The 17387-nt window shown below is 70.3% G+C and carries 10 protein-coding genes; 3 read left to right on the top strand and 7 right to left on the bottom strand.

The genetic code is table 11. The features are described 5' to 3' along the window. Positions 1 to 215 precede the first annotated feature (215 nt). Complete coding sequence (locus ACPYN9_RS08740; RefSeq protein ID WP_424465752.1) at positions 216 to 863, top strand: heme oxygenase (biliverdin-producing); 648 nt, start codon at positions 216 to 218, stop codon at positions 861 to 863. 636 nt (positions 864 to 1499) lie between these two features. Here the strand turns inward: ACPYN9_RS08740 and ACPYN9_RS08745 are convergent. The 7 genes from ACPYN9_RS08745 to ACPYN9_RS08775 form a co-directional block, all read right to left on the bottom strand. Beyond that, positions 1500 to 4238 carry a hypothetical protein gene (locus tag ACPYN9_RS08745; protein WP_424465754.1) on the bottom strand — a complete coding sequence of 913 codons (2739 nt, stop codon included), beginning with the start codon at positions 4236 to 4238 and terminating at the stop codon, positions 1500 to 1502. Further along, the gene (locus ACPYN9_RS08750) at positions 4235 to 5476 is read right to left on the bottom strand and encodes a hypothetical protein (protein ID WP_424465755.1); all 1242 of its coding nucleotides are present in this window, start codon (positions 5474 to 5476) and stop codon (positions 4235 to 4237) included. Before ACPYN9_RS08750 ends, ACPYN9_RS08745 begins: the two co-directional genes overlap by 4 nt. Continuing rightward, positions 5473 to 6342: a heme ABC transporter ATP-binding protein gene (locus tag ACPYN9_RS08755; protein ID WP_424465757.1), complete on the bottom strand. Its 870-nt coding sequence runs from the start codon at positions 6340 to 6342 to the stop codon at positions 5473 to 5475. Before ACPYN9_RS08755 ends, ACPYN9_RS08750 begins: the two co-directional genes overlap by 4 nt. Further along, positions 6339 to 7535: a FecCD family ABC transporter permease gene (locus ACPYN9_RS08760; RefSeq protein ID WP_424465759.1), complete on the bottom strand. Its 1197-nt coding sequence runs from the start codon at positions 7533 to 7535 to the stop codon at positions 6339 to 6341. Before ACPYN9_RS08760 ends, ACPYN9_RS08755 begins: the two co-directional genes overlap by 4 nt. Beyond that, complete coding sequence (locus tag ACPYN9_RS08765; RefSeq protein WP_424465760.1) at positions 7532 to 8776, bottom strand: heme/hemin ABC transporter substrate-binding protein; 1245 nt, start codon at positions 8774 to 8776, stop codon at positions 7532 to 7534. Before ACPYN9_RS08765 ends, ACPYN9_RS08760 begins: the two co-directional genes overlap by 4 nt. A gap of 56 nt (positions 8777 to 8832) precedes the next feature. Further along, positions 8833 to 10281 carry a hypothetical protein gene (locus tag ACPYN9_RS08770; RefSeq protein ID WP_424465762.1) on the bottom strand — a complete coding sequence of 483 codons (1449 nt, stop codon included), beginning with the start codon at positions 10279 to 10281 and terminating at the stop codon, positions 8833 to 8835. A gap of 144 nt (positions 10282 to 10425) precedes the next feature. Further along, positions 10426 to 11823 (bottom strand): HtaA domain-containing protein, encoded by a 1398-nt coding sequence (locus ACPYN9_RS08775; protein WP_424465763.1) that lies wholly within the window; start codon positions 11821 to 11823, stop codon positions 10426 to 10428. A gap of 250 nt (positions 11824 to 12073) precedes the next feature. Here ACPYN9_RS08775 and ACPYN9_RS08780 point away from each other — a divergent pair, with 250 nt between their 5' ends. Beyond that, positions 12074 to 16012, top strand: coding sequence for a Pls/PosA family non-ribosomal peptide synthetase (locus tag ACPYN9_RS08780; RefSeq protein ID WP_424465765.1), 3939 nt, complete (start codon positions 12074 to 12076; stop codon positions 16010 to 16012). After that, entirely contained in the window at positions 16009 to 17376 is a 1368-nt protein-coding gene (locus ACPYN9_RS08785) for a M1 family metallopeptidase (protein ID WP_424465766.1), read from the top strand. The genes ACPYN9_RS08780 and ACPYN9_RS08785 overlap by 4 nt, the downstream gene beginning before the upstream one ends. The last annotated feature ends 11 nt before the right edge of the window (positions 17377 to 17387 follow it).

Here is a 17387-nt window from a genome sequence, read left to right on the forward strand (position 1 = left end):
TAACCCACATCCTCACGGAGGTTTTCGTTTCCCTCAAACCATCAAGCGTTCACAACGTCCCAGGTCAATACAGCTAGGACGCGCGCACCCCTCGTGTAACAAGAGGATGAACTCGCCCAGAGGGGATTCCCAGCCGAAGTAAGGGTCACCTAAGCTAGAGGGACTCAGCCTTCGGTGCGACGCCGTCGCACCGTTCCCGCCCGAAGGGATCCCCCATGACCATCGCCACAGAGACCGCGACGACCATCAGCGCCCGCCTCCGCGAGCGCACCTCGCAGGCCCACGAGAGCGCGGAGCGTTCGCGCTTCCTCGAACGACTCCTCGGCGGTGAGCTCGGCATCGACGCCTGGGCTGCACTGCTGCAGCAGTACGGCTTCATGTACGAAGCCCTCGAGCGCGCCGCGGTGCCCGTGCGAGCAGGCGGGCAGCTCGGGGCGATCCCTGCAGTTGAACTCGACCGTGTCGCCTCCATCGTCGCCGACCTCGAAGCCATCGCCCCGCGCCTCACCCAGCAGCTGCCGGGCGAGCTACCCGCCACCCGCGAGTACGCCGAGCGCATCACCGCATCCGCCGCCGACCCGGCCCGCTACCTCGCACACCACTACACGCGCTACCTCGGCGACCTCTCGGGCGGCCAGGCGATGCGGGTCATGCTCGACCGCACCTACGGACTCCCCGCCGAGGAGGCGACGTTCTTCGACTTCGCCGGGATCCCCGCGATCGTGCCCTTCAAGCGCGCCTATCGAACTCAGCTCGACGAGCTCGCCTTCGACGAGGCGGCCATCGCTCGACTCCTCGATGAAGCAAACGCGAGCTTCACCTGCAACGAGCGCACCTTCGGAGAACTCGACGCGCGCTTCTAGGACCTCGCGCTGACCTCGCGAAACGGCCCGCATCCACCACCGGATGCGGGCCGTTCGTTCTCCGCACAGGTGCGCACTTCCGCGCGACCGCCGTGTGTCCACAGCGCTGTGGCCCTGTGCCGTGGCCGAGCGCGATGGGCAAAGCGCTGTGAGCCGAGCGCTGTGGGCCGAGCGTCGTGGCACAGCGTTGTGGCAATGTGCCGTCGAAACGCACGGGAACCGCACTTTGCCACAACCCTGATCGGGCGCGGGACCGTCAGCAGCAGCGCCGGACCGTCAGCAGTGGCTCCGGCCCGTCAGCAGCGTCGTCTGGTAGGTCCCGCGAAGATACTGACGTCTGTTGCGCAAACGCCCGCGAACTGCCCCAAAAGGTCGTTACCCACGCCGCAGAGCAACCCTTTGCGGCATCTCGCGGGCACAGCAGCGCGCAGAACAACCCTTCAAGGCAACTCGCGCGCACCCATACCCGAGAGCACCACCACGCACCCGAGCCACCTTCAGCACCTCGTCACCCCACGAGATGCCCCACAAGGTCGCCACCCACGCCCCAGAACGACCCTTTGCGGCATCTCGCGGGCACAGCAGCGCGCAGAGCGACCCTTTGCGGCATCTCGCGAGCGGCAGCGCGAGCGCGAGTTACCCGAAGAGGTTTGGGTCGAGTCCGAGTCGGCGGCGCACGATCAGGGAGATCGACCAGTTGAGGCCGGCGACGGCGAGGAGGCCTGCGCCTCCGCCGAGCAACATGGGGGCGCTGATCTCGCCGATGCGGAGACCGGATGCGTCGCTCGCGCTCGCGATCGGGTCGCTGGCCGCGGGTGCCGCTCCCCCGCTACCGGTCGCGGCTGCGGCTGGGGCCGAGGTCGGTGTCGTGGTCGGGGGCGCTGCCGGGTTCGGCGTGCGCGCACCGGTCGACGAGTTGGGCTGCGTGAGTGTGGGGGCGGAGGGCGCAGTGTAGGTGCCGGTTGCTGGCGTGTGCTCGCCCGCGAGGCTCACGGTGAGCGGCAGCGTCGGCTTGTAGGCGTCGCGGGCGCCGTTCGAGGTGAACCAGTACGAGAACAGTCCTGTCTCCTTCTGGAAGTCGATGAAGTCTGCCGGGAACGCGCCCCAGTAGCTGGAGTTGAGGGCCGTGCGGGCGGCTTGTCCGCTTGCGGTGCCTTCGTCGCCGCCGACGACCCCTTGCGATTGTCCGGTGCCGTCGTAGGAGACGCCGAGGTAGTCGGGGGTGATGGTGAAGACGTCACCGCTCGTGTTGATGCCGGTGAGTGTGGCGAGGGTGATGGTGCGCTCGGCGAGGGGCACCCACTTCGAGGAGTCGGTCATCGACGCTCCGTAGCCGGATCCTGTGGCGGTGATGGTGCCGTTCCCGTTGGCGTCGACCTTGAGCACGGGGTCGGTGGCTGTCCAGTAGGACAGTCCTCCGTAGAAGGCGACGGTGAAGCTGCCGCGCCATTGCACGGTCAGCTGGGAGCCGTTTCGGGTCGTCTCGCCGCCGGTGATCCGCACCTGCGATTCGGTGTAGGAGCCGAGTCTGGCGGTGGAGACGTTCGCGCCGGTGCGGTCGACGCATTTTGTCGCCCAGCTTGCCTGCTGGAACTCGGCGCCGACCGGCTTGATGATTGTCACGTTTCCGTCGGCCGAGCGGTAGTCGTCTGCGGTCCAGAGGCGGGACGATCCGGTGTCGCTGGCTTGTCCGGCCGAGAGGAAGTTGCATCCTCCGTAGAACGCGCCGCTCGTGGCTTCCTTGTTGAGCCCCCAGAAGAAGGTGGCCCCGTCGGCGGAGTCGCCCGGCGGGTCGGCTGGGGTTGTTGGTGCGGTGCTGGGCGGGGTCGTGGGTGCGGGGGTCGGGCTGGGTGCGGGGGCGGGCGCTGCAGCCGTGGTCACGGTTGTGGTGGCGGATGCGCCTGCGGCGGTCGCGAGGTACGGGGTCGCGGTGAGCGAGTATTGGGTGTTGGCGGCGAGACCTGCGGTGATGGTGGTTGTCGCGCTGCCGTCTGCGCCTGCCGGTACCTGTGTCGGGGCTCCGATGGGGGTGTCGCCCTGCGCGAGCTGGAGGCGGTAGGAGGTGGGAGGTCCTCCGGCTGCGCCGGGCCAGTCCAGGTTGACGGCGAACGAGGTGCTTGTGGCGTCGTCGAGGGCCAGGATGGGCGTGGCTGTCGCGTCGAGCGGGGTCACGACGTTGATGCGGAGCGGCTGTTCGTCTGCAAGCTCGACGGGGGTCTCTGACGCGCCGTCGCGGAGGTGGAGGGTGTACTCGTGGGTGCCGAGTGCGAGCCCGGAGATGTCCCAGACTCCGGCGCCGACGCCGTTCGCGATCAGCGCGGTGCCGCCGTCGTGGACGGGGAGTTCGCTGCCGTCGCGCGCACGCAGCACGGCCTGGCCGGAGCGGTCGGTGCCGAGGTTCGCGAACCCGATGCGGAGGCCGCCCGTGGAGCCGAGCGGGACTCGTTCGTAGGCGGGCGTCGCCGACGGTGAGGTGTCGAACTGCAGGGTCATGGGTGCTGCGATTTTCTTCGGGTCGGCCATGCCACCCGATGAGTACCAGTAGCTGGCCTGCCCGGTCGATTCGTGGAAGGCCACGAAGTCCTTGGGCCAGGAGCCCCAGTCGCCGGTCTTTGCCTGCGGGGTGCTGACGGATCCGGCGTCGACGCGCTGATAGTCGGGGGTGATGGTCGCGCCGGATGCGTTGAGCTCGGCCGGCGTGACCGAGATGGTCGCGAGGGTCACCGCGCGTGGCGGCAGCGGCTCCCACGTGGTTGGGTCGTCCATGTCGGCGCCGTAGCCGGAGGCGGTGCCTGTGAGGGTTCCCGTGCCGTTGGTGAGCGTGAGGGTGAGGTCCTCGATCGACCAGTACGTCATGCCTCCGTAGAAGACGACGGTGAAGGCGCCCTCCCAGGAGATGCTGGCTGTTCCGGTCTCGAGGTCGATGGTGCCGCTGCCCTCGGCGAGGTTCACCTGGTTGGCGCTGGACGAGCCGGGCGCGGTGCCGACGGTGGTGCCGGCGGCGTCCTGGCATCTGGTGTCCCAGGTCGCGGGCACCTGGGTGCCGGCTGCGTCGGGCTTCGTGATGGTCACGCCGCCGTCGCGTGCCGAGTACAGGGCGTCGTCGGCCCAGACCGCCGACGTGCCGTGGTTGCCTGCTGTGCCGGCCGAGAGGAAGTTGCAGCCGCCGAAGTACGCTCCGCCGCCGACCTCGTCGTTCAGGGGCCAGGAGAGGGCGACGCCCGTGACCGGTGTGGGGGCTGCCTCGGCGGAGTCGGCGGCCAAGAGGCCCGCGCCAGCGAGCAGACCGGCGATGCCGATGCCGGCGAGGATGCGCGTGCCGAGTCCGGGGGCGGGGAGGCGTCGCCGGCCCCTCGGAGTCGTGGAGGCCGTCACCGTGCGTCCTCGCGGGGTGACGCTGTGCTGGAGAGCACGAGGGTCGGGGTGTCGCGATCGTCGGCGTCGAGGTCCGAGTGCTCGCTTGCGAGGGGGCTCGGGTGGCGCGGCGCGGGGGCCTCCATGGCGAAGAAGTCGACGAGCTTGTCGTTGTCGAGCGGGGCGGCCGCTGCCGGCGCAGGGGCGGACGGGTACTGAGCGGCTGCGGCTCCGAGCCGGCGTCGGGCGCGGGCTTCGCGCTGCTCCTGTGCGAGACTGACCGAGGCGGTCTTCCGGCGCTGCTTCTCTCGTTCCTGGAGGGCTTTGCGTTCGCGCTGCCCGCGCACCTTCTCGAGGGCAGCCGGGTTGACGCCGAGGAGGAGGCTCTTGGCGGCGAGGTAGGCGCCGATGCCGACGGCGAGCGCGACGACGGTGAGGCCGACGAGCAGCAGGAGCGGCGCGAGCACGACGAGCCAGGCGAGAGCGTCGCTGACCGTGCCGAGTGCCGCTGACGAGGTCGTGTTCTGGCTGGTCGCGCCGACCGGGGCCGAGGTCGCGACGGGCGCGGTGTCTGCGGCCGGCGCCTGTTCGACGGGGGCCGCTGGCGCCGCGGCCTCGGGCTGCTGCGCGGTCGCCTCGGCCTGCGGAGCGACCGCTGCCGCGCCTCCCGCGAAGGTGAGTGGCGTAAACGACTCGTTGTTGGTGTTCTTCACGCCGTGCGCACCGATCGTGATGATGCCGCATTGCACGGCGTTGCAGTCGACGGAGGTGGCGTTCTGGTCTCGGTCGTAGGTCTGGAAGACGGCGCCGGGGATGCGCAGCGTGCCCGACCAGGTGCCGTCGGCGGCGACCTCGCCACCGTTCGCGGCGTACGACGTCGAGCCGCCTGGGAAGGCGACAAAGAGCTGGTAGCCGACCGGGTTGGTCTCGTCGTCGTAGACGTAGCGGTAGTCCTCGCCGGTCACTCCCCCGGCGCTTGGCTTCCAGGAGCCGCCGCTCGCGTCGTCGACCCAGCCGAACAGCACGTAGATCCCGCCGAAGCCGCCTTGCACCGACTGGAAGCCGGCGCCGGACACCTGGATCTCGCTCTGCGCATCCGCGTTCGGTTGTCCGGAGATCGTCACCTGTCCTGCGGCATGCGCCGGTGCCGCGCTGAGCCCGACGAGCGTGGCACCGAGCGCGAGCACAGCGGCCGCGACCAGTGTGACGAGGCGGCGGGCCGGGGCGATGCGGTGCGTGCTCGGGATGGTGGCAGTCATGCGCTGTGCCCTTCTGCAGTGGGGTTCGGGGAGGCTGTGGATGCGCGCTTCGGCACGACGATCGGGGCGCCCGTGAATGGGTCCTCGAGGATGTGCACGGGATGCTCGTAGACGCGCGAGACGAGGTCGGCGGTGAGGACCTCGGCGGGCGGCCCGTCTGCGACGATGCGGCCTCCGCTCAGGAGTGCGATGCGGTCGGCGTAGGCGGCCGCGAGGTCGAGGTTGTGCACGATGATGACGACCGCGCATCCGGTGCTCGCGTAGCTGCGGACGAGGTCGAGCACCAGCTCCTGGTGCTTGATGTCCATGGCCGCGGTGGGCTCGTCGAGGAGCATGACCGAGGCGGTCTGTGCGAGCACGCGGGCGAGCGCGGCGCGGGCGCGTTCGCCGCCGGACAGCGACGGGTAGTGGCGGTCGGCGAAGCGGTCGATATCGGTGCGGCGCATGGCCCCAGCGGTGATGAGATCGTCGCGGTCGCGCTCGCTGACCTGCTGCCACGGGGCGCGCCCCATGTCGACGACCTCTTCGACCGAGAAGGGGAACGCGATATCGACCTGCTGGAGGAGCACGGCGCGACGCATGGCGAGCTCCGTGTTTGTCCAGGCGTAGCTCGGAAGGCCATCGATCTCGACGGTGCCGCTGCGCGCATCCACATCGGCGGTGATGACGTTGATGAGCGTCGATTTGCCTGCACCGTTGGGCCCGACCAGGGCGAGCACCTCGCCGGCCCTGATGTCGAGGTCGAGCCCTTCGAGCACGGTGCGCTCGCCGAAGTCGACGGTCACGTCGCGCACCGACAGCACCACGTCGCCGGGGGTCGCGGGCCGGGGCTTGCGGACGGGGTTCCTGAGGATGGAGCCGATCATGACCACGCACCGCCCTTCGCCCGGCTTCGCCGGATCAGGTAGAAGAAGAACGGCCCGCCGATGAGGGACGTGAGCATGCCGATGGGGAGGTCCGCGTACTCGACCAGGGTCCTCGCGCCAAGGTCGGCGATGGTCAGCAGCAGGGCACCGCCGAGGACCGAGCACACCAGCAGCGGGCGGTGCGACGGGCCGATGATCATGCGGATGATGTGCGGCACAACGAGTCCGACGAACGCGATGATGCCGGCGAAGGCGACCGCCGCGGAGACCAGCAGGGCCACGTAGATCATGACGAGCAGGCGCACGCGTTCGACGTTGACGCCGACGTGCCTGGCCGCTTTCTCGCCGAGCGAGAGCAGGTCGAGTTGGCGCCCGATACCGATCGCGAGGATGCAGCCGATGATGATGAGCGGCGCGACCAGCCAGACCTGCTCCCAGCGCGAGCCGTTGAGGCTGCCCATCTGCCAGAACACGATCTGCTCGCGCGCCTGCGTTGGCGCGCTGAAGGTGATGAACGCGATGAGGGCGCCGCAGACGGCGTTGACGGCGACGCCGGTGAGGATGAGGGTGATCACGTCGGTGCGCCTGCCGGAGCGGGACAGCGAGTACACGACGAACGTCGTGATGAGGCCGGCGACGAAGGCGAACGCGGGTGTCGTGAAGGGGCCGAGGAAGGTGAGGCTGAAGAGGATCGAGAAGCTCGCCCCGACGGCGGCACCCGCCGAGACGCCCACCGATCCCGGTTCGGCGAGCGGGTTGCCGAAGATGCCCTGCATGAGCGTGCCCGCGACCGCGAGCGCGGCACCGACGAGGACGGTCAGCACGAGGCGCGGGAAGCGCACCTCCGCAAGCGCCGCGCCCCCGAACTCGTGGCTCGGGGCGGGAAGCCAGTCGATGCCGACCTGGTGCAGCAGGAATCCGAGCACTTCGAGCGGCGGGATGTAGAGCTGGCCGATCATCGCGGAGACGAGGCAGCCCGCGACGAGCAGGATGCTGAGCACGGTCGCGAGCAGCGACGCCCGAGCTTTCTTGGACCGCGGTGGCGCATCCGTCGGCTCGGCCACGGGCTCGGGACGGCGTCGCGCGCGGTCGTCGGCGCGGTCGCGGAAGGTGTGCCGCTGGGTCGGCTTCGTCGCTGCGCGCCGGTGGTCGGTCTGTGGTGTCGCGGTGGCCACGTTCGCGTCGCTCGTCATTCTCCGGTGTCCTTTGCGCTGTCTGCGTCGCCCCCGACCGGGTCGGTCGCTGGCGAGTACCCCAGCTCGGGTGCGTAGAGGGCCGTGCCGAGCGCCGCGAGCACGGACGCCGTGCGTGGTCCGAAGCTCATGACCTCGTAGTCGCTCATGTCGACGATGCGACGGTTGGCGCCCGCCGGGGTCTGGCCGATGCCTGGTAGCTGCACCGCCTCTTCGATGCCGCCGACGGAGGCGAGCCCCAGCGTCATGACGATGATGACGTCGGGCGCGGCGCGCACGAGGGCCTCGGCGTTGGTCGGCGCCATTCCTGCGAAGCCCACCTCGGTCGCAACGTCGCGTGCTCCGAGGCTCTGGATGATCGAGTCGGCGCCGGAGCCCGCCCCGAACCAGTAGTAGACGCTGCCGCGCAGGTAGAGGAACACCACGCGCGGCTTCTTCTCGGGGTCGGTGGGCGCCATCGTGCCGAGGTGTTGGATGGTCGTGCCAATTTCGGTCTGCGTGCGCTGCGCGAGGGCCTCCCCCAGGGCTGGCACGCCGAGGGCGTCGGCGACGAACTGGATCTGCGGCGCGACGCCCTCGACGCCGTCCTCGTAGGCGATGGGCACCAGAACGACTGGAATGCCTGCCTGTCGGAGCTGCAGTTGCACGTCGTAGGGCCCGATGGAGGCATCGGTGATGACGACGGTCGGCGCGAGCTGCAGGATGGACTCGGCGTTGAGCTCGTGCCCGTTCTGCGTGACCAGCGGCAGTTGCTCGTTGCCTGGCATCAGCTTGGTGAGGTCGGTGGCGGTGTCGCGACCGACGAGGTTGCACCCGAAGCCGAGCCCGATGACCGCCGCGGCGAGCCCGCCGTTCTGGTTCACGGCGAGGATGCGCGTGGTGTCGGTGACGGTGGTCTCCGCGCCGTCGGCACTGGTGAGCGTTGTTGGCAGCTGCTGGACGGCGGTGGCCGCATCAGTGATGGGGCTGATCGCCGCCGTCTGCGTGTACGCGGTCGTGGGCCCGGTGATGCTGCGCGGGTCCTGCAGCTGCGCCGCGGTGACCGACGGGAGCGTTGGCGCGACTGGGACGCTCTGCGCGGGCTGCGCCACGCATTCTTCTGCGCCGACGCCGTTGGCGGTGCCGACGTTGTGGAACCCGTTTGCCCACAGCACCGAGACGACGACGACACCGAGCGTCGTCCAGCCGGCGCGACGGAGCGTGGAGCGGCGGAAGCGGCGGAGCGGGCGTGGGAGGGGCATGGTGTCCTCGGGTCTCGGTCAGGGCGCGGATGCGGGTGTCGGCGGGGCGGGCCAGCTCAGTTGGCGCGCCCCGTCCTGCGGAGCAGCAGCGCGACGAGACCGAGGAGGAGTGCGAGGGCGCCGACGCCGAGCGCAAGCGCGAGCGTTTCGGTGCCGGTCGCGGCGAGCCCCGATCCGCTTCCGGCGGCGCCGGAGCCGGTGGTGGCGGCGGGCGTGTGCGACGGTCCCGTCGGCGCGGGGCTCGCGCTTGGGACTGCGGTGGCGGTCGGCACGGCGGTGGCCGTCGGGATGCCGACGACGATGTTGCCTGGCACGGGAGTCGCGTCGGCAAGTGCGACGCCGACGGCCGAGGAGGGCAGTTCGCTGGCGACGGCATCGTTGGGGCTCGCGACGCTGAGCGCCAGTGCCAGCCCGAGCGCGGTCGCGACGGCGACAGCGGCGCCTGGAACCGAGCCGGGGCGCGGCGGAACGAGAGTGTTCCCCGCGGTGAGCTCAGGCTCGTCGTAGCCGGCGAGCAGCAGGTCGACGCGGCGGCGGCGCCAAATCCAGAAGACGACCGCGGCGATCGCGAGGAGTAGGAGGAGCAGCAGGATCAGCAGCGACCAGGGCAGCGCGAAGGCCGAGAACTCTGCCGTCACGGCGACCGGCACATCGGTGAAGGCTCCGACGGGCTGCAGGTAGACGGTGAGGGCGCCCGTGAGCGGACCGATCGCGCTGGACGTGACCTCGCGCGTGATTGTGACCGCCGAGCCGGGCAGGAGCTCGGGGATCTCGCCCCCGGTGAGCGCAACGCCGGCCGCGCCGCCGATGCCGCTCAGGCGGAGGTCCTCGAGTGAGGCGAGGCGGACGTTACCCGTGTTGACGAGTTCGTAGCTGACCGTCGTCGTGCCGCCGCCGAAGGGGTTGAGGCTCGTTGGGCCCCAGCTCGTTGCAAGGCTGCGGATCTCGGCGGTCGGCGCCAGCTCGCCGCCGACGCGCAGGTCGATGCGCAGGCCCAGCCGGCGCTCGACCTTGACCTGGCCGCCGGAATCGCCGGGGAGGAGCGAGGCCACTATTGCCGCGGAGTGGTCGCCCGGCGTCGCATCCGCGGGCACCGTGACGGTGAAGGGAACGTCGATGCTCGCGCCCGGCTCGAGCGAGACCGCGCCTGCGCCCGGCGCGACCCAGGTGCCCGCATCCACCGACGGCTCGCCGTTTTCGAGGATGTCGACGGCACCGGTCGCGGTCGTGAAGGCGTCGGCCGCGTAGATGGTGAGGTTCAGGGCACCCGGTCCGGTGTTCGTGACCGTGATCGAGTCGCTGAGCACGTCGCCAGGGGCGACGTCGTAGGAGAAGTTCGGCCGGCCGGTGCCCTGATCGCCGTCGACGGTGTCGATGCTCCAGGCGGGCGGCTGCGTTGTGTCGGCCTGCGCGGCGGGGGCGACGAACGCCGCGAGCGCCAGCAGCGAGGTCGCGAGGATGACGGATGCTGTGGCGCGGGTGCGGAGACGGATGGAGAGAGCCATGTGGTCCCTTACGTGGGGCCCTCGCGGCGAAGCCGCGGCGGAGCGGGATGCAGTGGGCTGGAGCGGAGCGCTGGCCGAGCGGATGCGCGGCCGACGGGGTGCGAGTGCGCGGGAACCCGGCGGGCTCCCGCGCACTCCCCGGCGCTAGGAGATCGCCGAGATGGTGAGGGTCGCGGAGTACGCGCCCTGCTTCGTGGTGGTGGGGACCGTCAGGGTGAGGTCGGCACCGAGCGTCGCGCTGGCGGCGGCGTTCGACGTCGCGAGCTGCTGAGCCGTGTCGAGGCCGGTCACCGCAGCACCCTTCGCGACGTTGGCCTCGTTGCCGGCGAGGAGCTTCGGAGCCCAGCCGAGGTTCGAGGCCGAGATCGTGTCGGTGCCGTTGCTAAAGTCCGTGGACTGGCCGGAGACCGTCCAGCCGTAGGACGCGGTGCCACCGGCGCGCGTGTCGGTCACCGCAACGTCGCTCAGCGACCCATTGGCGACGAAGGTGTCACCGGTCTGCACGGCGGTGCCGAGGTCTGCACCCTCCGCGTCAGCCCACGCCCACGAGAACGAGCCCGTCTCGGGGTCGACCGGAGGCTCGACCTCCGCCTCCGGGATCACGACGTCGACGTTGCCGTCCGGCGTGCCGGGGACCTCGACCTCAGGAAGCGTGTACGCGAGCGAGAAGGGCTTCGCCACCTTGCGCGGGTCGGCTGCTCCGCCAGACGAGTACCAGTACGAGGACTGCCCCGTCAGCGTGTTGTAGTCGACGAAGGACTGCGGGAAGGCTCCCCAGTTCGCGCCGGTGCGCGCCTGTGGCGTGCCCGTCGTGGTGACCTCGACGCCCGCGTAGTCGGTGGCGACGACGGCGCCGGTCTCGGTGAGGTCGGCACCCGAGAAGGTGGCAAGCTCGATCGTCTGCTCGGGCAGCGGCTCCCACACGGTCGAGTCGTCCGTGGATGCGCCGTAGCCGGATGCGGTGCCGGTGAGCACCCCGGTGCCATCGGTGACCTGGAGTTCAAGGTCGGAGACCGACCAGTACGTCATGCCGCCGTAGTAGACGAAGGTGAAGGAGCCGTCCCAGCTGACGCTTCCCGTGTTGGCGTCCGCGTCGATCGTGCCGGTTCCACCGGTGAGGTTCACCTGGTTACCCGACGTGGAGGTTGGGCTCGACGCGACGACGGGCGTTCCCGCCGGCGTCTGGCACTTCGTCGACCACGTTGGTGCGACCTGTTCGCCTGCCTCGTTCGGCTTCGTGATGGTGACGTTGCCATCCGTCGTCTTGTACTGGCCGTTCTCCGCGGTCCAGACGCCGGAGGCCCCGACGTTCCCCGCCTTGCCGGCGACGAGGAAGTTGCATCCCCCGAACCAGGCGCCGGCGCCGGATTCCGTGTTGACCTGCCACGAGAACGAGATGTTCTCGACGGCGGATGGTGCTGCCGACGCCGGGGTCGCGCCGAGGCCGAGGCCCGCCGCGATGAGGCCTGCTGCGGCGAGTGTTGCGCCGCTGCGGGCCAGGACAGACGACCGACGAGCCGTCCGTTCGTGCACTGCTGTCATGAGTTCTCCTGAATCGAAGCCACGGCTCCCCGACACGCGCGCAGATGCGCGGCGAGTGCCGTATACCGAACGCCTCACAGTGGGGGCGACACCCGGTGGAGCAGGTTAGGTGACGCTAAGTAAGGCAAGGGTAACCTTACAGGGGATGCTCAGGTTCGACAATGCGCCATCGCGAAATCGCGAGCACCACGGGCCGGAGCGAGGCGCATCCGGCAACCACCGCGTTACCTTCTCCCAGTAGCGTTGCTTCGTGCATTCCCCTCTGGACCGATCCGCGGCAGTCCCCACACCACGCACGCTCATCGACGTGCTCGTGGCAACGGCCGCCGCGCATCCCGACGCCATCGCCATCGACGACGGCGTCGCCCCGCTCAGCTATCAGGACCTGACCGCCTATGTCGCGCAGACCGCGAAGCAGCTGCGGGATGCGGGCGTGCAGCGCGGCGACAAGGTCGGCGTTCGGCTCGTGTCCGGGACCAGAGAGCTCTACGTCGCGATCCTGGCGATCATCGCCGCGGGTGCCGCCTACGTGCCGGTCGACGTCGACGACCCGGACGAGCGGGCGGTGCTCGTCTTCGGCGAGGCGAAGGTGCGGGGCAGCATCCAGGGCGACGGCGAGTTCGTGCTCGCGACGCACGATGGTGAGCCAGCCGTCGGGCCCGTGCCGCTCTTCGAGGAGGGCGCCCCGCATCCCGAGCGCAGCAGCCTCGACGAGCTCGACCCACCCCACCTCGAGGACGACGCGTGGGTCATCTTCACCTCCGGGTCCACCGGGGTCCCCAAGGGCGTCGCCGTCTCGCACCGCTCCGCCGCCGCCTTCGTCGACGCCGAGGCGAAGCTCTTCCTGCAGCAGGACCCCATCGGTCCAGGCGACCGCGTGCTCGCGGGCCTCTCCGTCGCCTTCGACGCCTCCTGCGAGGAGATGTGGCTCGCCTGGCGCTACGGCGCCTGCCTGGTGCCAGCCCCACGCTCGCTCGTGCGTTCCGGCGAAGACCTCGGACCGTGGCTGCTGCGCCACCAGATCTCCATCGTCTCGACGGTGCCAACGCTCGCCGCCCTCTGGCCCAGCGAGACCATCGAACAGGTCAGGCTGCTCATCTTCGGCGGCGAGGCCTGCCCGCTCGAGCTCACGCAGCGCCTCGTCGGCGACGGCCGCGAAGTTTGGAACACCTACGGCCCCACCGAGGCCACCGTCGTCGCCTGCGCCGCCCTGCTCGACGGCACCGCACCCATCCGCATCGGGTTGCCCCTCGACGGCTGGGAGCTCGCGGTCGTCGACGCCGCGGGCAACCGGGTGGCCGAAGGCGAATCCGGCGAACTCATCATCGGAGGCGTCGGACTCGCCCGCTACCTCGACCCCGCCAAAGACGCCGAGAAGTACGCGCCGATGGAGAGCCTCGGCTGGGGGCGCGCCTACCGCTCCGGCGACCTCGTCAGGAACGAGGCCGAGGGCCTTGTCTTCCAGGGGCGCGCAGACGACCAGGTGAAGATCGGCGGGCGCCGCATCGAGCTGGGCGAGGTGGAAGCCGCGCTGCAGGCCGTCACCGGCGTGACCGGCTCAGCCGTCGCGGTCCGCAAGACCTCCGCCGGCGTCTCGATCCTCGTCGGCTACATCGTGACCGGCCCAGGCTACGACCGCCAGCTCGCCCGCACCGAGCTCGGCGAGCAGCTGCCAAAAGCGCTCGTCCCACTGCTCGCCGAAGTCGACGACCTGCCAACCCGCACCTCCGGCAAGGTCGACAAGAACGCGCTCCCCTGGCCGCTCCCGGGTGCCGACGAGGTCTCCAGCGACCTCGTCGGGCACATCGCCTGGCTCGCCGAGCAGTGGCAGGCGGTGCTCGGCCTGCCCGTCGGCTCCAAGGACGCCGACTTCTTCGACCTCGGCGGCGGCTCGCTCTCGGCCGCGCAGCTCGTCACCCGCGTGCGCTCCCGGGTGCCCGAGTTCACCGTCGCCGACGTCTACGACCACCCGCGCCTCGGCGCCATGACCGAGGCGATCAGCGAGGCACTCGACGACGAGGACGAGACGCCCACCTCGTTCAGCACGCCCGGCCCGACCCCCCTCTCGGCGCGCATCCTGCAGCTCGTCGCCGGGGTGCCGCTGCACGTCCTCGCCGGCGCCAGGTGGATCACCTACCTCCTGACCGCGAGCGCACTGCTCCAGCTTGTCCCAGGGTTCCAGATCCTCCCCGACGCGCCGACCTGGCTCATCGTCGCGATGCTCATCGTCTTCGTCACCCCCTTCGGGAAGATGGCGATCTCGGTCGCCGCCGCGCGCATCCTGCTCTTCCGCCTGCAACCCGGCGACTACCGCAGGGGCGGGTCCACCCACATGCGCCTGTGGCTGGCCGAGCAGGTCGCCACGCAGATCGACGCCGTCGGCCTCGCCGGAGCCCCGTGGGTCGTCTACTACGCACGCGCCCTCGGCGCGAAGGTCGGCACCAACGTCGACCTACACTCGCTCCCGCCCGTCACCGGCATGCTGCAGCTCGGCGACGGCGCCGCCATCGAACCAGAAGTCGACCTGAGCGGCTACTGGATCGACGGTGAGCTCGTGCGCATCGGCGGCATCCGCATCGGCGCAGGCGCGACCGTCGGAGCCCGAAGCACCCTCGCGCCCGGCACGAAGATCGGGCAGGGAGCCGAAGTGGCCCCCGGGTCCGCGGTGTTCGGCAGGGTGCGGTCCGGGAAGAGCTGGGCGGGCTCCCCCGCCGTGCGCGTCGGCAAGGTCCGCGCCAGCGACTGGCCGAGCGAACGGCCCCCGCAGCCCTTCGGCTGGGCGGCCGTCTACGCCGTGGCCTCCGTCGCGTTTGCCCTCTTGCCGCTGTGCTCCTTCGCCGTCGGCGGCATTGTCGTGGCGACCGGGATGCGCGGGGCCGAGTCGCTGGCAGACGCCGCGATCGCCGCGTTCGCCTGGCTTGCTCCCGCCGTCCTCGCCGCGGGCGTCACGTTCGCGGGCAGCGTCGTCGTGTTCGTCCGGCTCCTCTCGATCGGCCTCACGGAAGGCACGCACCCCGTGCGCTCCCGCGTCGCCTGGCAGGCCTGGTGCATCGAGCGTCTCCTCGACGCGGCCCGCACCATGCTCTTCCCCTTCTACGCGAGCCTCTTCACGCCCGTCTGGCTGCGCATGCTCGGCGCCAAGGTCGGCCGTGACGTCGAAGCCTCGACCGTGCTCCTCCTCCCCTCCATGACGCAGATCGACGACGGCGCGTTCCTCGCCGACGACACGATGGTCGCCTCCTACGAGCTCCACAACGGGTGGATGCGCATCGAGCGCGCCCGCATCGGCGCACGCGCGTTCCTCGGGAACTCCGGCATGGCCGCGGCTGGGCACTCGGTGCCGCGCGACGGCCTCGTCGCCGTGCTCTCCGCAGCCCCAGCCAAGGCCAAGCCCGGCTCCTCCTGGCTCGGCTCGCCACCCGTCCGCCTCCGCCGGGTGACCGTCGACGGCGACGAGTCGCGCACCTACAACCCGCCGCGGTCCCTCCGCCTCGCCCGAGGACTCTGGGAACTGTGCAGGATCGTCCCCGTCATCGTCACCTGCGGGCTCGGGCTCGGTGTGCTCTTCGGGCTCGCCGCCATCGAAACCGCCATCGGCGTCGCCTGGACCATCATCCTCTCCGGCTTCGTGCTGCTCGCCGCCGCCGCCGCATCCGCCGTCATCTCGACCATCGCCAAGTGGGTCATCGTCGGCCGCATCCGCGTCTCTGAGCAGCCCCTCTGGTCGAGCTTCGTATGGCGCACCGAAGTCGCCGACACCTTCGTCGAAATGGTGGCCGCGCCCTGGTTCGCCCGCGGCGCCGCCGGCACCCCAGCTCTGGCGCTCTGGCTCCGAACGCTCGGCGCGAAGATCGGCAAGGGCGTCTGGTGCGATTCGTACTGGCTGCCCGAGGCAGACCTGGTGACGCTCGGCGACGGCGCCACCGTCAACCGGGGCTGCGTTGTCCAGACACACCTATTCCATGATCGAATAATGAGCATGGACACCGTCACCCTCGAAGCAGGCGCAACGCTCGGACCACACAGCGTGATCCTCCCCGCCGCCACGATCGGCGCACACGCCACGGTCGGCCCCGCGTCGCTCGTCATGCGCGGTGAGTCGGTCCCCGTCGGAAGCCGGTGGAGCGGCAACCCCATCGGCCCCTGGCGAGCCGTCAAGGTACGCGCCTACCAGTCGAAGGCTTCATGATTCCCGCGGCGGCACCCGCACCACTGCCCGGCAACCCCTACACGCCCCAGAGCGGCGACGTGAGCATCCGCGTCGAACACTACGAGCTGACCCTCAAGTACCGGATGCAGAACAACCGGCTCTCCGGCACCGCGACCCTGAGCATCCGCACCACCGTGCCCCTCGCCGCCTTCTCGCTCGACCTCGTCGGGCTCAGAGCCAGCAAGGTCAACGTGCGCGGCGACAAGCAGGCGCGCTTCTCGCAGAGCGACCGAAAGCTCAAGATCTCGCTCTCGAAGCGCATCGAGGCGGGCCGCGACATCACGGTCGACGTTGTCTACGAGGGCGCTCCCCGACCCCGCCGCTCCCGGTGGGGAACGATTGGGTGGGAAGAACTCGAAGACGGCGTCATCGTCGCATCCCAGCCCACAGGGGCTCCGACCTGGTTCCCCTGCAACGACCATCCCGCGAACAAGGCCAGCTACCGCATCCAGGTGTCCGTCGACCGCAACTACGACGTCGTCGCAACCGGCCAGCTGCGCTCAAAGCGCTCCACCGGCGGCCTCACCACCTGGGTTTACGAAGAGGCGGCGCCCACCGCGAGCTACCTCGTCACGCTGCAGATCGGGCGTTACCGGCGCGAGGACGTGCAGCTCGCGGGAGTCGCGAGCCACCTTCACTACCCGCCCGCCCTCGCCCGTCGCGTCGGGACCGACTTCGCGGACCTCGCGAAGATGATGGGCACCTTCGAGCTGACATTCGGCCCGTACCCCTTCGACACCTACGCCGTCATCGTGACCGCGGACGAGCTCGAGATCCCGCTCGAGGCCCAGGGCATGGCCATCTTCGGCGCTAACCAGATCGACGGAGCCCGCGGGCAGGAACGTCTCGTCGCGCATGAGCTCGCCCACCAGTGGTTCGGCAACAGCGTCGGCGTCGCCGGCTGGCAGCACATCTGGCTCAACGAAGGCTTCGCCTGCTACGCCGAGTGGATCTGGTCTGAGGCCAGCGGGGCCGAGACCGCCGATCAGCTGGCCAGGCACTACTGGCAGGCACTCGCCGCCCTGCCGCAAGACGTGCTGCTGGGCGACCCGGGCGCCGCCGACATGTTCGACGACCGTGTCTATAAGCGCGGCGCCCTCACCCTGCACGCGCTGCGCCTGACCGTCGGTGACACCGCCTTCTTCGAGATCCTCATCACCTGGACGCACACGAAACGCTCCTCGGTGGCATCGACCGCCGAGTTCCTCGAACACGCCGCCGCGAGGGTGCCAGAACTCCCGCTCCAGGAGCTCTTCGACGCCTGGCTCTATCAGCTGGCGCTGCCGGACCTCCCGCCCGTCACGCCGGCTCGAGCAGCCCGCTCTCCTCGCGAACGGGCTTGAGCCTCGCTGAC

Origin of the sequence: Pseudoclavibacter helvolus, from assembly GCF_049707175.1 — a bacterium.
In the GTDB taxonomy this organism is placed as follows: Bacteria; Actinomycetota; Actinomycetes; order Actinomycetales; family Microbacteriaceae; genus Pseudoclavibacter; species Pseudoclavibacter helvolus_A.